The organism is Wocania arenilitoris (assembly GCF_021728535.1).
Taxonomy (GTDB): domain Bacteria; phylum Bacteroidota; class Bacteroidia; order Flavobacteriales; family Flavobacteriaceae; genus Wocania_A; species Wocania_A arenilitoris.
In genome coordinates, this window is sequence record NZ_JAKKDU010000001.1 from 279659 (window position 1) to 298297 (window position 18639).

18 protein-coding genes are annotated in these 18639 nt (G+C 32.8%); 16 read left to right on the forward strand and 2 right to left on the reverse strand.

Features of this window, described 5'->3' with window-relative positions:
- Positions 1–138: 138 nt before the first annotated feature.
- The 15 genes from sufD to L3X37_RS01385 all read left to right on the forward strand — a co-directional run bounded on the left by sufD (position 139) and on the right by L3X37_RS01385 (position 15086).
- The gene (gene sufD / locus L3X37_RS01315) at positions 139–1452 is read left to right on the forward strand and encodes a Fe-S cluster assembly protein SufD (RefSeq protein ID WP_237238361.1); all 1314 of its coding nucleotides are present in this window, start codon (positions 139–141) and stop codon (positions 1450–1452) included.
- A gap of 91 nt (positions 1453–1543) precedes the next feature.
- The gene (locus L3X37_RS01320) at positions 1544–2758 is read left to right on the forward strand and encodes an aminotransferase class V-fold PLP-dependent enzyme (protein WP_237238362.1); all 1215 of its coding nucleotides are present in this window, start codon (positions 1544–1546) and stop codon (positions 2756–2758) included.
- Between the two features lie 118 nt (positions 2759–2876).
- On the forward strand, positions 2877–3671 hold the full coding sequence (locus L3X37_RS01325; protein ID WP_237238363.1) for an META domain-containing protein: 795 nt from the start codon (positions 2877–2879) through the stop codon (positions 3669–3671).
- A gap of 38 nt (positions 3672–3709) precedes the next feature.
- Positions 3710–4132 (forward strand): SufE family protein, encoded by a 423-nt coding sequence (locus L3X37_RS01330; RefSeq protein ID WP_237238364.1) that lies wholly within the window; start codon positions 3710–3712, stop codon positions 4130–4132.
- 84 nt (positions 4133–4216) lie between these two features.
- Positions 4217–4543 carry an SUF system Fe-S cluster assembly protein gene (locus L3X37_RS01335; RefSeq protein ID WP_099564886.1) on the forward strand — a complete coding sequence of 109 codons (327 nt, stop codon included), beginning with the start codon at positions 4217–4219 and terminating at the stop codon, positions 4541–4543.
- A gap of 155 nt (positions 4544–4698) precedes the next feature.
- Positions 4699–5277: a helix-turn-helix domain-containing protein gene (locus L3X37_RS01340; protein ID WP_237238365.1), complete on the forward strand. Its 579-nt coding sequence runs from the start codon at positions 4699–4701 to the stop codon at positions 5275–5277.
- Positions 5278–5296: 19 nt separating this feature from the next.
- Positions 5297–5803, forward strand: a complete 507-nt coding sequence (locus tag L3X37_RS01345) for a DUF2480 family protein (protein ID WP_237238366.1) — start codon at positions 5297–5299, stop codon at positions 5801–5803.
- 78 nt (positions 5804–5881) lie between these two features.
- Positions 5882–6814 (forward strand): DUF3078 domain-containing protein, encoded by a 933-nt coding sequence (locus L3X37_RS01350; protein ID WP_237238367.1) that lies wholly within the window; start codon positions 5882–5884, stop codon positions 6812–6814.
- A gap of 284 nt (positions 6815–7098) precedes the next feature.
- Positions 7099–7596 (forward strand): helix-turn-helix domain-containing protein, encoded by a 498-nt coding sequence (locus L3X37_RS01355; protein ID WP_237238368.1) that lies wholly within the window; start codon positions 7099–7101, stop codon positions 7594–7596.
- A 186-nt stretch (positions 7597–7782) separates the two neighbouring features.
- Positions 7783–8169, forward strand: a complete 387-nt coding sequence (locus L3X37_RS01360; protein ID WP_369409863.1) for a transposase — start codon at positions 7783–7785, stop codon at positions 8167–8169.
- 274 nt (positions 8170–8443) lie between these two features.
- A complete protein-coding gene (locus tag L3X37_RS01365; RefSeq protein WP_237238369.1) occupies positions 8444–8809 on the forward strand; it encodes a response regulator transcription factor in 366 nt (121 codons plus the stop codon).
- Between the two features lie 50 nt (positions 8810–8859).
- Positions 8860–9966, forward strand: a complete 1107-nt coding sequence (locus L3X37_RS01370) for a HEAT repeat domain-containing protein (protein WP_237238370.1) — start codon at positions 8860–8862, stop codon at positions 9964–9966.
- A 1-nt stretch (position 9967) separates the two neighbouring features.
- Entirely contained in the window at positions 9968–11398 is a 1431-nt protein-coding gene (locus L3X37_RS01375; protein ID WP_237238371.1) for a glycosyltransferase family 2 protein, read from the forward strand.
- A 2-nt stretch (positions 11399–11400) separates the two neighbouring features.
- Complete coding sequence (locus L3X37_RS01380; protein WP_237238372.1) at positions 11401–13818, forward strand: LTA synthase family protein; 2418 nt, start codon at positions 11401–11403, stop codon at positions 13816–13818.
- 14 nt (positions 13819–13832) lie between these two features.
- Positions 13833–15086 carry a YaiO family outer membrane beta-barrel protein gene (locus L3X37_RS01385; RefSeq protein WP_237238373.1) on the forward strand — a complete coding sequence of 418 codons (1254 nt, stop codon included), beginning with the start codon at positions 13833–13835 and terminating at the stop codon, positions 15084–15086.
- Here the strand turns inward: L3X37_RS01385 and L3X37_RS01390 are convergent.
- Positions 15072–15383, reverse strand: a complete 312-nt coding sequence (locus L3X37_RS01390) for a hypothetical protein (protein ID WP_237238374.1) — start codon at positions 15381–15383, stop codon at positions 15072–15074. The two genes, L3X37_RS01385 and L3X37_RS01390, sit on opposite strands and share 15 nt — an antisense overlap.
- A gap of 93 nt (positions 15384–15476) precedes the next feature.
- On the opposite strand from L3X37_RS01390, the gene L3X37_RS01395 reads away from it, so the two are divergent.
- Complete coding sequence (locus L3X37_RS01395) at positions 15477–15737, forward strand: hypothetical protein (RefSeq protein ID WP_237238375.1); 261 nt, start codon at positions 15477–15479, stop codon at positions 15735–15737.
- A gap of 27 nt (positions 15738–15764) precedes the next feature.
- Here L3X37_RS01395 and L3X37_RS01400 read toward each other — a convergent pair whose 3' ends face one another.
- Entirely contained in the window at positions 15765–18413 is a 2649-nt protein-coding gene (locus L3X37_RS01400; RefSeq protein ID WP_237238376.1) for a DUF7133 domain-containing protein, read from the reverse strand.
- Between the last annotated feature and the right edge of the window lie 226 nt (positions 18414–18639).

The following is an 18639-nucleotide window of genomic DNA, read 5'->3' on the forward strand; positions in this document are numbered from 1 at the left end:
CATTAGTTGGCAGTATTCAGTCGCAGTTTGCAGTTGCTTACTCTAGACTGATTACTCAAAAGTTTAAAAATAGTAAACAGTACTTTCTTAGTTTTCCTTATTACTGAACACTGAGACTGAGACTGAAAACTGAAAACAATGGATTTAAAAGAAAAATTAGTATCATCCTTTCTAGTATTTGAAGATCAAGCTGATGTTGACACTTACGTTCATGACGTTAGAAATGATGCCATAAAAATATTTGAAGAAAAAGGCTTCCCAACAAAAAAAGAAGAAGCTTGGAAATACACCTCTTTAAACAAAATTTTAAAAGAAGATTATAGTGTTTTCCCGAAACAAGAAAATGCTTTAGAATATAGAGATGTAAAAAAATATTTTATCCACGATATAGACAGCTATAAAATCGTATTTATTGATGGAAAATATTCATCGCACTTATCGCAAACCACGCACGATGGAATTGATGTTTGCTTAATGTCGGCAGCATTATCAAAACCAAAATACCGCTTAATTATAGAGAACTACTTTAATAAAGCGGCAACAAAAGAAAGCTTACCATCGCTTAACACAGCTTTTTCTAAAGAAGGTGCTTATATACATATTCCAAAAAACAAACTGGTAGAAAAACCTATTCAAATTATACATTTGTCAACAGGTAATGAGTCTGCTACACTATTGCAACCTCGTAATTTAATTGTTGTCGATGAGAATTCTCATGTACAAATTATTGAGCGTCACCAAAGTTTAACCAATAATGCCGTTTTAACTAATAGTGTAACCGAAATTTTTGCAAACAAACGTGCTATAGTAGATTATTACAAGGTTCAAAATGATAATGCAAACGCATCGTTAATAGATAATACGTTTATTAAGCAAAAGCGCGAAAGTGTTGCCTCGGTGCACACCTTTGCTTTTGGAGGAAAATTAACGCGTAATAACCTTAATTTTTATCAAGAAGGCGAGCGTATAAATTCTATATTAAAAGGGGTTACTATTTTAGGCAGCAAGCAACATGTCGATCATAATACTCTGGTGCATCATATCAAACCAAATTGCGAAAGCCACCAAGATTATAAAGGCATATTTGGAGAGAACTCAACAGGCGTTTTTAACGGCAAAATTATTGTTGAAAAAGAAGCGCAAAAAACCAATGCATTTCAGTCTAACAACAATATTTTAATAAACGATAAAGCTACGATAAACACAAAACCACAACTTGAGATTTTTGCCGATGATGTTAAATGTTCTCACGGTTGCACCATTGGTCAACTAGACGAAAGTGCCATGTTTTATATGCGTTCGCGTGGTATTCCAGAAAAAGAAGCTAAGGCACTTTTAATGTACGCTTTTAGCAATAACGTGTTAAATTCGGTTAAAATTCCAGAAATAAAACAACGTATCACCAAAATAATCGCTAATAAATTAGGCGTTAATATTGGATTCGATCTTTAAAATTATTTGAAGCTATTTCCCGCTATTCGCTGTATCTTTTTTTCGTACCTCAAAAAAGGATGCCGCTTCTATCGGGGCTAAACCATAAGCCATGTTTAAGGTAAACGACATAAGACAAGACTTCCCGATACTTAACAAACAAGTAAACGGTAAACCCTTGGTCTATTTTGATAATGCAGCAACATCACAAACACCACAAAAAGTTATCGATGTTATTGTAGATTATTACTCAAACTATAATGCTAATATCCATCGTGGCGTGCATACCTTAAGTCAAGAAGCAACAGATTTATACGAGCAAGCACGCTTAAAAATACAAACACATTTTAATGCAAAATATTCGCACGAGATTATCTTAACATCTGGCACAACACATAGTATTAATTTAGTAGCAAATGGCTTTTCATCACGCTTAAAAAAAGGTGACGAAGTTATCGTTTCTGCTTTAGAACATCACAGCAATATTGTGCCATGGCAAATGCTTTGTGAGCGTACTGGAGCTGTTTTAAAAGTTATTCCAATGAACGAATCTGGCGAGTTGGAAATGACTAAATACAACAATTTACTTTCTGAAAAAACAAAACTTGTTTTTGTAAATCATATATCCAATGCCTTAGGTACCATAAATCCTATCGAGTATATTATAGAACAAGCCCACAAGGTTGGCGCAGCAGTTTTAATTGATGGTGCTCAAGCCTGCCCGCATATAAAACCAGATGTTCAAAATTTAGATGTTGATTTTTATGTCGCTTCAGCGCATAAAATGTGTGGTCCAACAGGAGTAGGCATGCTTTACGGAAAAGATGAATGGTTAAAAAAATTACCACCCTATCAAGGTGGTGGCGAAATGATTGCCGAAGTCACTTTTGAGAAAACCACCTATGCAGATTTACCACATAAGTTTGAAGCAGGTACACCAAACATTGCTGGAGGCATCGCATTTGGTGCAGCCATTGATTATATGAATACTATTGGTTTTGATTCCATCGCTTCATACGAAAACGAGTTGTTAAATTATGCTACAGAACAGCTCTTAAAAATTGATGGATTAAAAATTTACGGAACCTCAAAAAATAAAACATCGGTTATTTCATTTAATTTAGAAGGTATTCATCCATACGATGTTGGTACTATTTTAGATAAATTAGGTATTGCTGTCCGTACAGGGCATCATTGTGCACAACCTATCATGGATTTTTATAAAATCCCTGGAACTATACGTGCTTCTTTTGCGTTTTATAATACCAAAGCAGAAATTGATGTTTTAGTTAAAGGCGTTAAAAAAGCTAAAATGATGTTGGCTTAATACTTTGGCTTCCTTTTTGTATATTCAGAACTCATCTGAACGAATTTGATTCATTTTTTAGGAAACAGAAAAAGTCAAGATGAGTTCTCACTTATAAATCAAAAAAACCTAAATTAAAATGAAATCTATGTTAATGATTTTCAGTATGATTGTATTACGCTGTTGTTGGGGACCATCAGATTATCAATTAATTATAGCACAACAAAATGACAATACAATCTTGAAAGAACTCAATGACACATATCAAATAAAGCATTTATACAATAGAGACGTTTCGTCTTACAAGCTCAATATTGTTTTTAACGATAGCACCAAACAAGTATCAGGTTTTTTAGGTTGTAATCGGTTTTTTGGTTCTTATTCTTTAAAAAATAATGCATTAAACTTCGGTGCTTTAGGCTCAACAAAAATGCTATGCAAAGAAGAGTTCAATAAAGTTGAGATAGAGTTTTTCAAAGCATTAGAAAAAGCCAATTTAATTCTTTTTACAAAAGATGGTTTTGCACTTTACAATAAAAAGAAGGTACTATTATCAGCCATTAAAAAAGAAGACAATATAGATGTTAGTTTTGAATATTCTGCCATATCTAGAGGCACTTATAAATTAATTAAAATTAATCAAAAAAGTATTTCATCAACAACTACACAAAACGGTAAACCGAATAAAAAAGCATGCAATAAAGCCGATTGGCAAAAACTAATAGACGCTTTTGAAACTTTTGAGGTTAAAAATATTCTAACTTTAAAAGCACCTTCAGAAAAACGCTTTTTTGATGGTGCAGCAATAGCTGTTTTAAAAATCACTTATAACAATCAAGTTTACGAATCGCAAAGCTTCGATCATGGTAATCCTCCAAAAGAAATCGCTTTACTTGTTAAAGAAATCTTATCTATTTCTGAAAACATTGAATAAGAATATTTGTTATTGTATTTTTGCATAAAACTGTAACTGTGAGTATTGAAGATATACAAAAAGAAATAATAGACGAATTCTCAATGTTTGAAGATTGGGAAGAACGTTATCAATATATGATTGATTTAGGTAAAGATTTACCTTTAATTAACGACCAATACAAAACCGAAAGCAATATTATTAAAGGTTGCCAAAGTAAAGTTTGGGTACATGCCGAAATGAAGGATGATAAAATTGAGTTTACTGCTGATAGTGATGCCATTATAACAAAAGGTATTATTGCTATTTTGATTCGTGCATTTTCAAATCAGCATCCAAAAGATATTATTGATGCCAATACTGATTTTATTGATAAAATTGGGTTAAAAGAACATTTGTCGCCAACACGTGCAAATGGCTTAGTAAGTATGGTAAAACAACTTAAAATGTATGCTATTGCATACCAAACACAATTAAATTAGTAGATAGTAGAATCGTTTGCCGTTGAGTCATTATAGTTAAAGTCGACTTTACAACAAACAACTTAACAAAAAACAGCATGAATTATGAGTGAAACAACAATAGATACCAACGCCTTAGGCGAAAAAATAGTAAACGTTTTAAAAACCATTTACGATCCAGAAATTCCAGTAGACATTTACGAACTCGGGTTAATTTACGATGTGTTTGTAAACGAAGATTACGACGTTAAAATATTAATGACACTTACAACACCTAACTGTCCGGTTGCCGAAACATTACCGCTGGAAGTTGAAGAAAAAGTAAAATCTCTAAACGACGTTAAATCTGCTGAAGTAGAAATTACTTTCGATCCGCCTTGGACACAGGATTTAATGAGCGAAGAAGCGAAGTTAGAATTAGGGATGCTTTAGTTTAGTTAGCAGTATTCAGTTGGCAGTTGCAGTATTCAGCTTTTCCCGTAAAATCTACCTATAGTCAAGTTTGTCGTAAAAATGTCGTATAAAAACCGTTATCAAAAAGATGCTTTCATAATTAGTTTTGACCAAAATTTAAAACAATTTTAATTATGGACAACATTGGAGAGAAAATTAAAAACGTAAGAAAGAAAAAAGGACTATCTCAAGAAGAACTAGCTGAATCTGCAACTATTAATTTAAGAACCATCCAACGCATTGAGAATAATGAAAGTGAGCCTAGGGGAAAAACACTGCATTTAATTTGTGATGTTTTAGAAATAAATGTTGAAGATATTTTAGACTACGGAAAGCAAAATGATAATAGTTTTTTAGTTTACATGCACTTATCAGTTATAATAGGATTAGTAATTCCAATAGGAAATATAATCCTTCCTTTTATTTTATGGGTAACTAATAAAGAGAAAATAATTGGGCTGAAAAGTATTGGAGTTAATCTTTTAAATTTTCAAATTGTTTGGACATTTATTACATTTTTAGTGTTAATGGTTGGAGCCTTTTTTAAAATCATTCATTTTGAGATTGGGCCATTTACAGGTAATTTGCTTATAGTAACTACATATTTTGTATTCATTATTCCTAACATTGTTTTATCCATTATTTTTGCAATAATGATCAGAAATGGAAAAATCAAAAATTATTACCCTAACATTATAAAGTTTATAAGATAATTTATAACTTGGAATCAATATGCCAAACGAAATCGTAAATCGCGTAGCGAATAGTAAATTAATCACGTTAAACCTTGAGGATTATTATCCTGAAGGGAAACGTGTTTTATTCGATATTAAAGACTGGTTGTTTGAAGGTTTTGTATTGCGTGAAAAAGAGTTTAGACAAAAAGTTTCAGAACACGATTGGTCTCAATATCAAGATAATTATGTAGCGTTAACTTGTAGTACAGATGCTATAATTCCGGCATGGGCTTTTATGTTGTTAAGTATTCATTTAGAGTCTTTTACTAAAAAAACTATTATAGGTAATCTGGACACTTTAGAAACTTCCATTTATCAAGATGTTATTAATAGGCTTGATGTTTCAGAATACAAAAACAAACCCATCATTATTAAAGGCTGTTCAAATAAACCCGTACCTCAAAACGCTTATATTATGCTAGCAACTAAACTAAAACTTGTTGCTAAATCTATTATGTACGGAGAAGCTTGCTCTTCTGTTCCTTTATTTAAAAAAAAATAATATTTACTTTTACAGTGACATAAATTAATACTTTAGTGTCTTATTACTTGAACAAGTAAAAAAATAAATCTACTTAAAATGAAAAAAACTTTATTATTATTTATTTTTTTAATTGGAATTGTTTCGATTAACGCACAAACTTTAGAGGAATTAAAGGCAACCCAAGCAGCTAAAAAAGATTCTATTACTGCTATCCAAGGTCGGGTTGATGCTATTCAAGCACAAATAGATGCTTTACCTGGATGGAAAAAAGGGGCATTTGGTACTATTGGCGGAAGCATTTCTAGTTTTAAAAATTGGTATGCTCAAGGTACGCCAAATAATAATTCTGGAAATATTGGATTTACCGTTAATGCTTTCGCAAACTTAAATCAGGATAAATTCTTTTGGAGAAATGCGGCTAACGTAAACTTAACTTGGGTGAAATTAGATGATAAAGATGACCCAACAGATAGTGACAAGTTTAGGGAAGCGACAGACGTTTTCAATATTAATTCTTTATACGGATACAAACTAAGCAAAAAATTTGCCATTTCTGGAATGGGAGAATATAGAACAACCCTTTTAAGTAACTTTAACGACCCTGGATTTTTAGATTTAGGTGTTGGTGCTACTTGGACTCCTACTAAAGATTTAGTAGTAGTTGTGCACCCGTTTAACTACAATTTTGTATTTAGTAGTAATTCGGTTATTGATTTTCAATCGTCGTTAGGAGCAAAAATTCTTGTTGACTATACCAGACAAATTGATGCTGTAAGTTTTAAAACTAATTTATCGATGTTTCAAAGTTATAAATCTGGTGATTTATCGAACTGGACATGGACCAACTCTTTTGGATACACCTTATGGAAAATGATTGGTGTTGGTTTTGATTTTGGTTTAAGACAAAACAAACAAGAGGCCTTTAACTACCAACAAAGCCAACCAGGAAGTATCTCTGCGGCAAGACTTGAAAACGTTGATAATAAGTTGCAATCTTACTGGATGCTAGGACTTAATTACTCCTTTTAAAACTTAATATATATAATTATAAATTTTTAAAGAAGCGCATTTTTTTGCGTTAAGGATTAAGACATACTTCGACTATGCTCAGCATAGGTTTATTGGATCTCCTTGCAAAAAGCCTTTCGGCTGCGCTCAAGGTAAACTTTTAGTGAATGCCTGAGCTTTAGGTAGCGCCCAAATTCTACGCCATATCTTCATAATTATAATCAGGATATAGAAAATGATTATATGGAAAACGTGTAATACCAAATAAATTTTAAAACAAGCTAAATTTTTTATATCTTTCTCTTATGGGAAGACAAGCAACTATTATTATTAAAGAGTCTATAGAAGAACTTAAGGACTTACATAAAAAGGAATCAAATCCAAAGCTAAGACGTCGTTTAAAGTGTTTGATTTATACTAAAGAGAATAAGTACAAAACTCAAACAATCTTAGCGACCCATTTAGGGGTTGATTATTCATCTTTAAAACGCTGGTTTAAATTGTATAGAGAAGAAGGTTTAGCCAGTTATTTGAGCATCAATTCTGGAGGTAATAAGGCTAGTATTATAACACCGAAGGTGCATCATCAGTTGGAGCAAAAGGTTAATAACGCTTCCAATCCTCTCAAAGGGTATTGGGAAGCGCAACTATGGCTAAAAAATAATTTTGGTTTAGAGATGAAATACAATACGGTTCGCACCTATTTAATACGTCATTTTAAAACCAAAATAAAAGTACCAAGAAAATCACACTACAAAAAAGATGAGCAGGCTATTGAAGCCTTTTTTAAAACTTCCAAATGAATTGAAATCATTAAAAAAGGCATAGTTTTTAATGCTGAAACTACAGTAAATCTATATGCTCAAGACGAAAGCAGATTTGGACTCAAAACCCATATTGGAAGCTGCTTAACAGCAAAAGATGTTAAGCCAATTGTTAATTATTAACACGCTTTTAAAAACACCTATTTATACGATAGTTTTTCTCCTATTGATGGCGATGCCTTTATTTACGAGATTCAAGGTATAATTAGTGAAATATTTTATCAATACCTAAAAGCGTTCTCACTATATAAACCTAAAGAAATTATAATCATAATTATAGATAATGCTGCATTCCATAGCTTATCAAAATACACATTACCAGACAATATTATACTCATTAGAGTACCACCATATTCTCCCGAATTGAATCCAAGTGAAAAAATATGGCATTACATCAAACAACACTACAAAAACAACGTGTTCGAAACCCTTGATAACATAAAACAATGGCTATATGATTTTGTCAATAATAAATTAAACAATGAAATCATAAAATGGATTATTTATAATCAAAAATTATGCAAACCCTTTTTAGATCATTTTAATGTGTAATTGGTATAACAATCCTGTTTGATATAAATTCAGAAATGATAGATTTCATACTTTTAGACACCCTCATTTTTTTTCTTCTAAAGAATACCTTTTTAAATGCCATAATCCAAAACGTTCTGCATTTACCCTATTCATTTTAAAAAAAACTGCATTTCATCTAATATTTTTTACGTTTTGTCGATTTTTTTGTATATTACACCGATTTTTGAAAGTAAAATTAATCAGATAATTAAATAAATGACTTTCAATAATCTAAGACCCAAATCTAAATCCAATGGACAAAAAAAGAATTGTTTTAGCAGAAGACAACAATACACTTTCCCTATTATTAAAGTTTAGGTTAGAAAAAGAAGGTTACGAACTATTCATGGCCAAAGATGGTAAAGAAGCCATAACCTTAATTGAAGCATCCAATCCAGACCTAATTATTACAGACATTATGATGCCCTTTATTAGCGGACTAGAAGTAATTAGTCATATAAGAATTGCTCTGGACAAGGATACGCCAATTATAGTATTTTCATCGGCTGGACAAGAAGAAATGGTATTAAAGGCTTTTAGCTTAGGCGCAAATGATTTTATGGGAAAACCTTTTAGCCCAAATGAATTAATGATACGAATAAAACGGATTTTAAATTGACTTAGTTGACTCAAATATAGTATTTGTTATCTCACAAATATGCCCCAAATATGATGATAGACTACCAACATTTAATGACTTATTTTAATGAGTCGCCTATATATATCCAAGTCGCTTGGGGAACTAGCCTTATTTTGGCTATAGCCATTGTGTGTTTATCTGTTTATTTAAAAGTGTTACGTTTCCATCTTAGAAAAAAGGAAATAGAAAATAAGTTGCTTAAGAGTGAATACGAAGCCCTTATTATTGAATATTTATATACCGAAGATGAGCTTGGTGATGGACACACCTTCAAAGAATCTGTCATTGAACAACTTCAGTCTGCAATTTTAATAGAATCGAAACGGAAATTAATTATATCCATACTATACAATTTAACCTATGAAGTTTCAGGTGAATTGTCCGACACTATAAAAACCTTATACATTAAAGCAGGGTTTGTAGCACATGCCTTGAAACGATTAGAAAGCAAACATTGGTACATTATTGCAAAAGGAATTGGGGAGCTTTCGCATTTTAGAATCGATAATGTATATAATAATGTATCGAAATTTTTAGACCATCCTAGATTGGAAGTAAGAAAAGAAACCGAATTGTATTTGGTAGAATTGTTTAAATTCAAAGGGCTTTCATTTTTAAACACCCTTACCGATACTCTTTCAGAATGGATGCAGCTTAGATTACTTGAAACCTTACAAAAGTTTGACGACCAACAAATATGCGACATTAACCCTTGGTTAAAATCCCAAAACGAATCGGTTATTTTATTTGCCATAAAATTAGCCCAAATCTATAACCAATTTGAGGTTCAGAACACCTTAACCGAACTGTTATCGCATCCTAAAAAACAGGTTAGAATAGCCGCCATTCAAGCCCTAACCCATTTATATGGTATTGAAGCTAAAGAGATGTTAAAAGCTAACTTTAATGACCTTAGCCTAGAAGAGCAAATATGTTTCTTTGGTATGCTAGAGAAGCTTGTTATGCCATCGGACGAACCTTTTGTAGAAAAATACCTATTCCACAAAAATTTCGACATACAGCTCCTAGCGCTTAAGATACTTAAGTCCATTAATATTGAAAAATACATGGGCTTAAGTAAAACAACAACTAACGAAAAAGACTCGTCTATGATAGAGTTGGTAAATACAATATAATATGGATACCAGTACCGTTAAAATAATTCTACAGATACTTCACTATATCTTTTTTACCTATGCCTTTTTGGCCATTAGCTCTTATATTGTACTATCTATAATTTCTGGAAAAGAAACATTGAACTATTTTAAGAAAAAGAGCTTTGTAAATTACAAGGACATCCTATCTTCTACATTATCACCATCCATAACTATTATAGCCCCTGCCTATAATGAAAGCCTTAACATTGTTGAAAACGTAAGATCGTTGTTATCCAACCATTATGTTAACTATAGTGTTATAATTGTAAACGATGGCAGTAAAGATGATAGCCTGGAGAGGCTTATAAAAGCCTACAATCTGGAAAAGATAAATTATATCGTTAACGAAAAAATTAAAACAAAACCCTTACGGGCTGGTGTATTTAAATCTAAAAACCCTGCCTTTGAAAGGCTAATGGTAGTCGATAAAGAAAATGGTGGAAAAGCAGATGCTTTAAACATGGGGCTAAACATTAGCAAAAGTAAATATGTTGCTTGTATTGATGTAGATTGTCTGCTAGTGGAAGATGCCCTTCTTAAAATGATAAAGCCTTTTTTGGATGAAACCGAAACTAAAGTTATCGCAGCAGGAGGTGTGATTAGAATTGCCAATTCCTGTGTTATTAAGGATGGTAAACTATTAGACATTAACCTGCCAAAAAACCTGTTGGTACAATCACAGATACTTGAATACCTTCGGGCATTTTTACTGGGTAGGATGGCTTGGAGCAAGTTAAATGGCCTCTTGGTAATCTCGGGTGCATTTGGTATTTTAGATAAGAATATTGCTATTGCCGTTGGCGGCTACGACACTAACACCGTTGGTGAGGATATGGAAATCATTGTTCGTATGCGTCGATACATGGAAGAGCGAAATGAAAAATATAGAGTCTCCTACATACCCGATCCATTATGTTGGACCGAAGCTCCCGATAGTTATAAAATATTCATCTCCCAGCGTAACCGATGGACCAGGGGCACTATAGAAACCTTAAAAAAGCATCGAAAAGTGGCTTTTAACCCCAAGTATGGTACTTTTGGATTAATAAGCTACCCCTACTGGCTCATATTTGAACGATTGGGGCCCATTATTGAAGTTGTTGGTCTTCTTTATTTTACCATTTTAATTGTCTTAAAAGAAGTAAAATGGGAATATGCCCTATCCTTTTTGGTGTTGTCTTATATATTCTCAGTATTGTTTTCTATAGTGGCTATCTATTCTGAAGAACTAACCTTCCACCAATACAAAAAGAAAGGAGCTGGTGTAAAGCTTATTTTATTAAGTGCCCTGGAACCCTTTATATTGCACCCTTTTGTGCTTTATGCTGCGGTTCGTGGTAATTTCGATTATTTCTTTAAAAAGAAAAAGTCCTGGGGTAACATGGTTAGAAAAGGATTAACAACTAATTAATTATGGCATTTAAATTCTCACAGCACACATTTTATAAATACATCTATTTAATCCTAGCACTTATTATTGCTTTTTGGAGCATGAGCTTATTTGAAGCTTTTATGTCCAAAGCACCTGTAGACAACTTTTGGTATACTTTACTTTTAAAGTTAATCAATGATTTTTGGGGTGGGTTAATCATCGGGGCATTGTGCTTCCCTCTATATTTCATCATTCAACTGTTTTCAAAAAAAGGAACTATAATCCTCACAAAAATATTGTTCTTATTAATTATTGTTATTCAATATTTGCTAGTAAAATACAGTTTAACGACCATGTTAAATTTAGGTGCCGATATTTTGGGTTACTCCTTTAATGACGCTTTTAGTACTGTTTCCGCATCCGAATCGTTTTCAATAATTTCCTTTATTCCTTTTATAGCCTTACCTCTACTTTTTACATTGGCATATTGGTTGTTAAAATGGCACAAAAATGACCGTTTGCTAATTGGCAGCAGCGTACTGTTTATCATATTATTTGCAATGCTAAAATTAACATTGCATGACACCTCCAATTTAAAATACCAAAATAAAATTGTTTTTTTAACCAAGGATATTGTTAAGTTTCATAACGAAAAAAACAAATTAAGTGCTTATAACTTATCCGAAAGGGAAGACTATCCGTTACTAAAATCCTTTAATACATCAAACGATGTGCTCAGCCCATTTTTTAGCTCTAAAGAAGAAAAGCCTAACATTGTTGTTATTGTTGTAGAAGGCCTTGGTAGCGAATTTGTAAAGAAAAATGAGTATGGTGGCTTTACGCCTTATTTAGATAGTCTTATAGAACAATCGCTGTATTGGGAAAACTTTGTAAGTACCACAGGTAGATCCTTTGGCATTCTACCTTCTTTATTAGGTTCCCTGCCTTTTGGCGAAAAGGGATTTTTGGAATTAACCTATACTCCCTCCCACCTGTCTCTTATAAGCATTTTAAAAGCCAACGGCTACTTTACCTCTTACTATTCGGGAGGGCCGTCAAGTTTTGATAGGAAAGTTAACTTTTTAGAATATAACGGCATCCACAAACTTATTGACAAAAACAAATATGGATCTGATTACAAAGAAACTATTGGAGATAATGGTGGTTTTTCTTGGGGCTACCCAGACAGTGAAATATTCAGAAAGGCAATAAATTCATTGGAAACAGAAAAGCTGCCCCGTTTAGATATTATTATGACACTGTCCTCACATGAACCCTTTGAATTTCCTGACAAAGCGCATTATATGAATAAAGTTGTTGATGTTTTAAACGCCTCTAATAAACCCGAATCCTTAAAACAGCAAATAACTACACACAAAGATATTTTTGGTTGCCTGTTATATACAGATAATGCCATTAAAACATTTATGGATAGTTATAAACGGCGGCCAGACTACGGCAACACCATATTTATAATTACTGGAGACCACAGATTAATCCCCATATCACAAAAAGATAAATTGTGTAGGTTTCATGTACCTTTTTTAATATACAGCCCCATGCTTAAAAAGCCCGAGACCTTCAAATCGGTTTCATCGCATTGGGATGTCACTCCTAGCTTATTAAGCTATTTATATAAAAACCATCATTTTAAGCCTTTAAAAAAAGTATCCTGGATAGGCAAGGGACTCGACACAGCCAAAGAATTTAGAAACATCCATAAAATACCGCTTATGCGTTATAAAGGTGGGTTAAATGATTTTCTATATAAGGATTATCTACTATCAGACGGGGAATTATTTAAAATAAACGACAATTTTGGAATCTATAAAGTTACTGAAGAAGCCCTAATAAAAACCATGGAAGATTCCTTAATGGCCTTTAAAAGGATGAATACCTATGTTACGCAGCGCAAAAAAATATTTCCTGATTCCCTAAATATTTATGTTACTCCTAAAACCGAGTTTTCAAAAGAACAATTGGCAACAATCAGCAAATATTCGAATCAAAAAACCTTTGATGATGTCTTGACCATTGCCCAAGATCTATCCTCAAAAAAAGATTATAAAACCACCCGTTTACTTTGTGATTATATTTTAAACGAGTACCCAAATTATACCGATGCACGCATATTAAAAGGACGCACTTTGGCTTGGGAGAAAAACTATAAGGATTCTGAAATTGAACTTTTAAACGCTCTGGAAAGAGCGCCGTTTTACGATGACTCTTATTCAGCAATTTTAGACTTGTATTGGTGGGTAGGGCAAGAGGATAAATCTGAAAGCATTTATAAACAAGCTTTAAAAAATAAGATTACAAATCCAAATTTAGGATATAAAATGGCCAAAGCCCTTAATCGACTTAACGACAACTCAAAAGCCATTAAACTAATGGACAGTATTTTAAAAATATATCCTGATAACACCGATTACCAAACCTTAATAAAAAGCCTAAAGTAAGGTACCTATTGATTATGAATAAATACATTTGCATTATACTTTTCTTATACGGTTTTACTGCTTTTACCCAGCAACCCATTTTTAAAGGTGATCCGGATAAAGCATTCGAGACCGCTCGCGAATTAGCATTTAACAAACAACGAAAAGAGGCACAGGACACCTTGCGTCTTATTTTAACAAAATATCCTAATTACCATGACATCCGTTCATTTTTGGCAAGCACCTATTCCTGGGATGGTGATTATAAATCTGCCAAAAAGGAATTTGTCTATGTACTTAAACAAAACCCAAAAAGATTGGATACTTGGGAAGCAGCCATTAAAAACGAATTGTATAGCGAAGCCCCAAAAAGCGCTCTAAACATGGCCAATAGTGCCCTTAGCCATTTTCCTAACAATCCAGAAATCCTATACTTAAAAGCCAGTGCCGAAGACCAATTAAACCATAAGGAAGATGCATTAAAAACCATAGAAAACCTACTGAAAGAACATCCAGACCACAATAAAGCGAAAACCTATAAGTTAGGTTTAATTGAAAGTATAAGTTTTAATACCATTGGATTAAAATCGTCTGTCGATTTATATTCTGAAGTGTTCGACCCAATGCAGTACTATTTGGTTAATTATGCACGGCAAACCAAATATGGCAGTATTCATTTAAAAGCAAACTTAAGCAATCGTTTTGCCTCAACAGGAGCACAGTTTGAGGTAGATTTATACCCAAGACTAGCCAAAGGTCTCTATGGCTATGCCAATTTTGGTGTTTCAAACTCCTTTTTATATCCAGAAATAAGGTATGGTGCCGAGTTACACAAATCTTTTCCCAAAAGCATTGAAGGTTCATTGGGGTTTAGGGCCTTGAAATACCAAAATACCACAACCATTTATACAGGTTCAATTGGTTGGTACACCGGTAATGACTACTGGTCTTTTCGTGCCTATGTAACACCTGGAAATCCAAAAGCAAGTAAATCGGGAACCTTAAGCTATAGAAAATACAGGAATAATGCCAACAATTATTTAAATATTGAAGTAGGCATTGGCTTTTCCCCAGAAATCAATCGATTTATATTTGAAGGAAACAATGAAAACACAATCATCAATCTAAAATCACAAAAATTAAATTTGGGATATTTTTTCTCTTCAAAAAACAATATGCATATTTGGGGTATACAAACTGGTGTATCCCATCAAGAAATTAGTTTCGATCCTGGTAATTATTTTTTGGTATACTCCTTTGGACTATCTTGGGACTTAAAATTTATGTAAATCATCTGATGTAATTATTTCTGGAGGCGAAACAAACTTTGGAGCTTTTACTCTACCTCTTGGAATATATTTTAAAGGAAATAAAATCGTGCGCCAAAAATTAAATTCTCGCTTATAATCTTTCGGGTTAGATTTTGCAGTCCACTCGCTAACAGCGTTAAAAACTTTTAAAGAATGATCTAACTGCCAACCAATGTCAGATTTTGTAACCTCAGGATTTGTTTTATCCTTTAAAGGAATATTTTCCTCTATTTCTGCTAATAACTGATATAAAGCTTTGATTCTTTTAATTGACATTGTTGAAATTTAGTTTAAAAAGATATAAATTAAATTCTTAACTTAGGCTATTCCATTTTATAATGGTGCATTGTTTACTTAAAATTATAGCTTATGGTAGCTTTTAGATCAGAAATTAGAAACTCTCCAACACAACAAACCATTAAAGTTTTTTTGAGTGATGAATCTTTAGATAATGATATAAAGCATTATTTAGAAAACTTTAATGAGATTGAACTTGTTGAAATACGTAAAAGTGTTGAACGCAACCGTGTTTCTGAAAATATTACGATTTTTAGAAAAGATGGTGTCGATATTAATTCATTGCAAGTAAAAATTGACGAAAGTTTGAATCAGTATTTTGATGGCAAATAGGTTTTACTAACAATTGAATGTAACTTATTATTTTTTCTGATTAGCTAAATAAGTAATTAATGAGGCAAATTCTTCAAAAGAAAGTGCATTAGCTAATCCTGCAGGCATCATTGATGTTTCTAAATCTTCTCTACTTATAATATCGCTTGTTTTTATTGTAAATTCTATTCCAGCTATATTGCGCATCACAACTTTTTCTGAAGTTTCAGAAGTAATAAACCCTACATAACTTTCATCGTTTTTAGCTTCTATTAGTATAGTTGCAAAGCCTTGTGAGATAGATGCGTTAGGTTTTAAAATAGATTCAGCAATTTGATCCCGATTCATGATTGAACCAATTTGCCCCATATAAGGTCCTTTTAAAGCTTCTCCTTTTTTAATACTATGACAAGCTACACACCCTTGATTAGTAAATAATTTTTCTCCTTTTTCTGGATCACCTTTTATTTTAGAAATAGCAATCATTACATCTTCAATTGATGTTTTACCTATTTGACCTTTTTGGTTCTTTATTTTTTCAAGGTCGATTTTCTTTTCCTCTTTAACTATTATTTCTTCTTCGCCGCCAAAAGCCACAATTCCCATGCGATGCTTATCGTTTAAATTAGCAAAGAATTCTTTTTCATCAGCGTTAGATTTTTTCCAAACATTGGTTAAAAAAGTTTTGATTTTAGGCGAAGATTCCCAAGTAATTCCTTTGTAATATGGTCCGTGTGTGTCTGGTCGGGTACTCCACCACCAAGAGCCATCATATGGTGCTTCTTGTTTGTATAGTCTAGATAAAGTTGTTAAAATTTCTTTTTTAAAAGCGGTGTTACTAGATAAATTGTAAGCTTCAATCAAGCCGTCAATAGCTTTATCGTTATGGATATATTTTAATGCCCAAAGCGCTAAAGTGGATTCTTCATTTTTAATAGCTTTAATACATGCGTTCACTGCATTCATGCTTACTAACGCTTTTACAGCTAAATGCGCAGGAATAATAGGTGAGTTTGGTGTTGCATGTGGTCCTTCTGTTCCTTTTTCTGGTGCCTTAGCATTTGCAGGAACAGGAATTTGTAATAAAGCATTTGCAGCTTCTACTTTTTTTAGTCGTCCTAAACCTATAATTGCTGCAGCCTTGACTCTTTCAGAGGGGTCGTTTAATGCTTCTGTAAAAAGTTCTAATGGTACAATATCTAATTGTGATTTTCGATCGGTTAAGGCCTTTAGTGTAAACTCTTTTACTGTTTTGTCATTGCTTAATTGAACTAAATTATAAACTGTACCTTTATGATTAATTTGAGCATAAGCAAAAATTGCAGCGACTCTAGTTTCTAAAGAAAGGTTTTTGTCTGAGGCCATTTTCCAAACAGCTTTTGATGCTTTTCTTGGAGATTTAGTTATTAATTCTTGTTGGGCAGTTAAACGAATTTTAGCCGACTTTTCTTTAAGTAATTCAGCTAATTCAGTTATAGATAGCTTGGTAACATCAGGAAATACTTTGTGTTTCCAGTTTTTAGGTATAGCTCTTGCTACAAAACCTTTATCGGGATTTCCAGAATATCCTGCACCATCCCAAGCACTCATAAATAATTGTCCGGAGGCATCAACATCTAAATCTGTTATTTGAGCTAGTTTTATAAAATCTTCTTCGGTTTGCTTAAAACTTGCACCATCTGGTGTAACCCTATGAATAAATAATTTGCTTCTTCCCCAATCTGCCATCATGGGAACTTGGTTGTATTTTTCAGGCCATTGTTCATTATCCATAAATAATGCGCCAGTTCCAGATCCTCCGCCAACATCTACTAGGGCAGGAATAATTTCATTTGTAAAGTTTTTAAATAAAACGGGATAGCCATATTCACCAGTTTGGATATGGTGTGCAAAACGAATATTCCAACCACCACCATCATTGGTGTTACCTCTTGTATAAATGTTCATAAATGGATCGATAGCTACATCATAAATATTTCTAAGGCCATGTGTGTAAATTTCCATTTCAGTCCCGTCTGGTCTTACACGAACACCACCACCACCAAGCATGGTTAGTTTCGTTCCTTCTCTATCAGTAGCATTGTGGAATCCAAAATCACCAACGGCTATATAAATCCATCCATCAATACCCATGCGAATACCATTAGTTGCATGATCGGTTCCTCTTTTAACAATATAAGTAGGCGAGCAAATATTTTGAATAATTGGTTTTGAAGGACCATCTGCAACATCATCATGGTTTTTATCTTCAAAAACGACTAAGTCCATACCGGTTGCAATACCAGTTTCTTTTGAAAAGGTGGTGTGAAGAACAAAAACTTGATCACCTAATGAAATAATTCCACGAGGATTATCAACTTTAGCAAATTCAGAAAATAAATCTGCTTTTCCATCATTATTACTATCAATAAGTTTAATGATGCTTCCTTTATTAGGTTCTTTACCAAGTGAACCCATCATGTCTACACCAACATAAACTTCCCCATTAGCCGCTACCGCTAGACAAGCTGGACTAGGCACTATGTCTGGACCTGCAAAAGGTGTAATGTCAATTTCTGCAGGGTTTTCATTCTCTTCTATTTTTATATTGATAGGTTTGTCTTCAATTGGAATGGCTTTGCTCTTTTCAGAATTGCAATTTTGAAGCGCAACGGCACAAACCATTAAAACAAAAAATTTAGAAATATAGCTCATCATTAAAATTTTTATAGAATAGGAAATATTGATGCTATAAATGTTTAATATTTCTCATTGAAAATTTATGAACAATTATTTAAACTATTGAATAAAAAAAGAGGCTGTCTGAAAAGGCAGTCTTTTTTTTGCAAATTTTCTAGTAAATTCTTAACTTAAAGGATGAGCAGAAAAGTCATTTTTAAGACCTACAACCAAGATCAGTTAAGTCTTTTACCACCCAGTTATG

Excerpts from the sequence above, each read along its gene's own strand:
- sufD (WP_237238361.1), top strand. The coding sequence starts at position 139 with ATGGATTTAAAAGAAAAATTAGTATCATCCTTTCTAGTATTTGAAGAT.
- L3X37_RS01320 (WP_237238362.1), top strand. The coding sequence starts at position 1,544 with ATGTTTAAGGTAAACGACATAAGACAAGACTTCCCGATACTTAACAAA.
- L3X37_RS01325 (WP_237238363.1), top strand. The coding sequence starts at position 2,877 with ATGAAATCTATGTTAATGATTTTCAGTATGATTGTATTACGCTGTTGT.
- L3X37_RS01335 (WP_099564886.1), top strand. The coding sequence starts at position 4,217 with ATGAGTGAAACAACAATAGATACCAACGCCTTAGGCGAAAAAATAGTA.
- L3X37_RS01340 (WP_237238365.1), top strand. The coding sequence starts at position 4,699 with ATGGACAACATTGGAGAGAAAATTAAAAACGTAAGAAAGAAAAAAGGA.
- L3X37_RS01345 (WP_237238366.1), top strand. The coding sequence starts at position 5,297 with ATGCCAAACGAAATCGTAAATCGCGTAGCGAATAGTAAATTAATCACG.
- L3X37_RS01350 (WP_237238367.1), top strand. The coding sequence starts at position 5,882 with ATGAAAAAAACTTTATTATTATTTATTTTTTTAATTGGAATTGTTTCG.
- L3X37_RS01355 (WP_237238368.1), top strand. The coding sequence starts at position 7,099 with ATGGGAAGACAAGCAACTATTATTATTAAAGAGTCTATAGAAGAACTT.
- L3X37_RS01365 (WP_237238369.1), top strand. The coding sequence starts at position 8,444 with ATGGACAAAAAAAGAATTGTTTTAGCAGAAGACAACAATACACTTTCC.
- L3X37_RS01370 (WP_237238370.1), top strand. The coding sequence starts at position 8,860 with ATGATGATAGACTACCAACATTTAATGACTTATTTTAATGAGTCGCCT.
- L3X37_RS01375 (WP_237238371.1), top strand. The coding sequence starts at position 9,968 with ATGGATACCAGTACCGTTAAAATAATTCTACAGATACTTCACTATATC.
- L3X37_RS01380 (WP_237238372.1), top strand. The coding sequence starts at position 11,401 with ATGGCATTTAAATTCTCACAGCACACATTTTATAAATACATCTATTTA.
- L3X37_RS01385 (WP_237238373.1), top strand. The coding sequence starts at position 13,833 with ATGAATAAATACATTTGCATTATACTTTTCTTATACGGTTTTACTGCT.
- L3X37_RS01390 (WP_237238374.1), bottom strand. The coding sequence starts at position 15,383 with ATGTCAATTAAAAGAATCAAAGCTTTATATCAGTTATTAGCAGAAATA.
- L3X37_RS01395 (WP_237238375.1), top strand. The coding sequence starts at position 15,477 with ATGGTAGCTTTTAGATCAGAAATTAGAAACTCTCCAACACAACAAACC.
- L3X37_RS01400 (WP_237238376.1), bottom strand. The coding sequence starts at position 18,413 with ATGATGAGCTATATTTCTAAATTTTTTGTTTTAATGGTTTGTGCCGTT.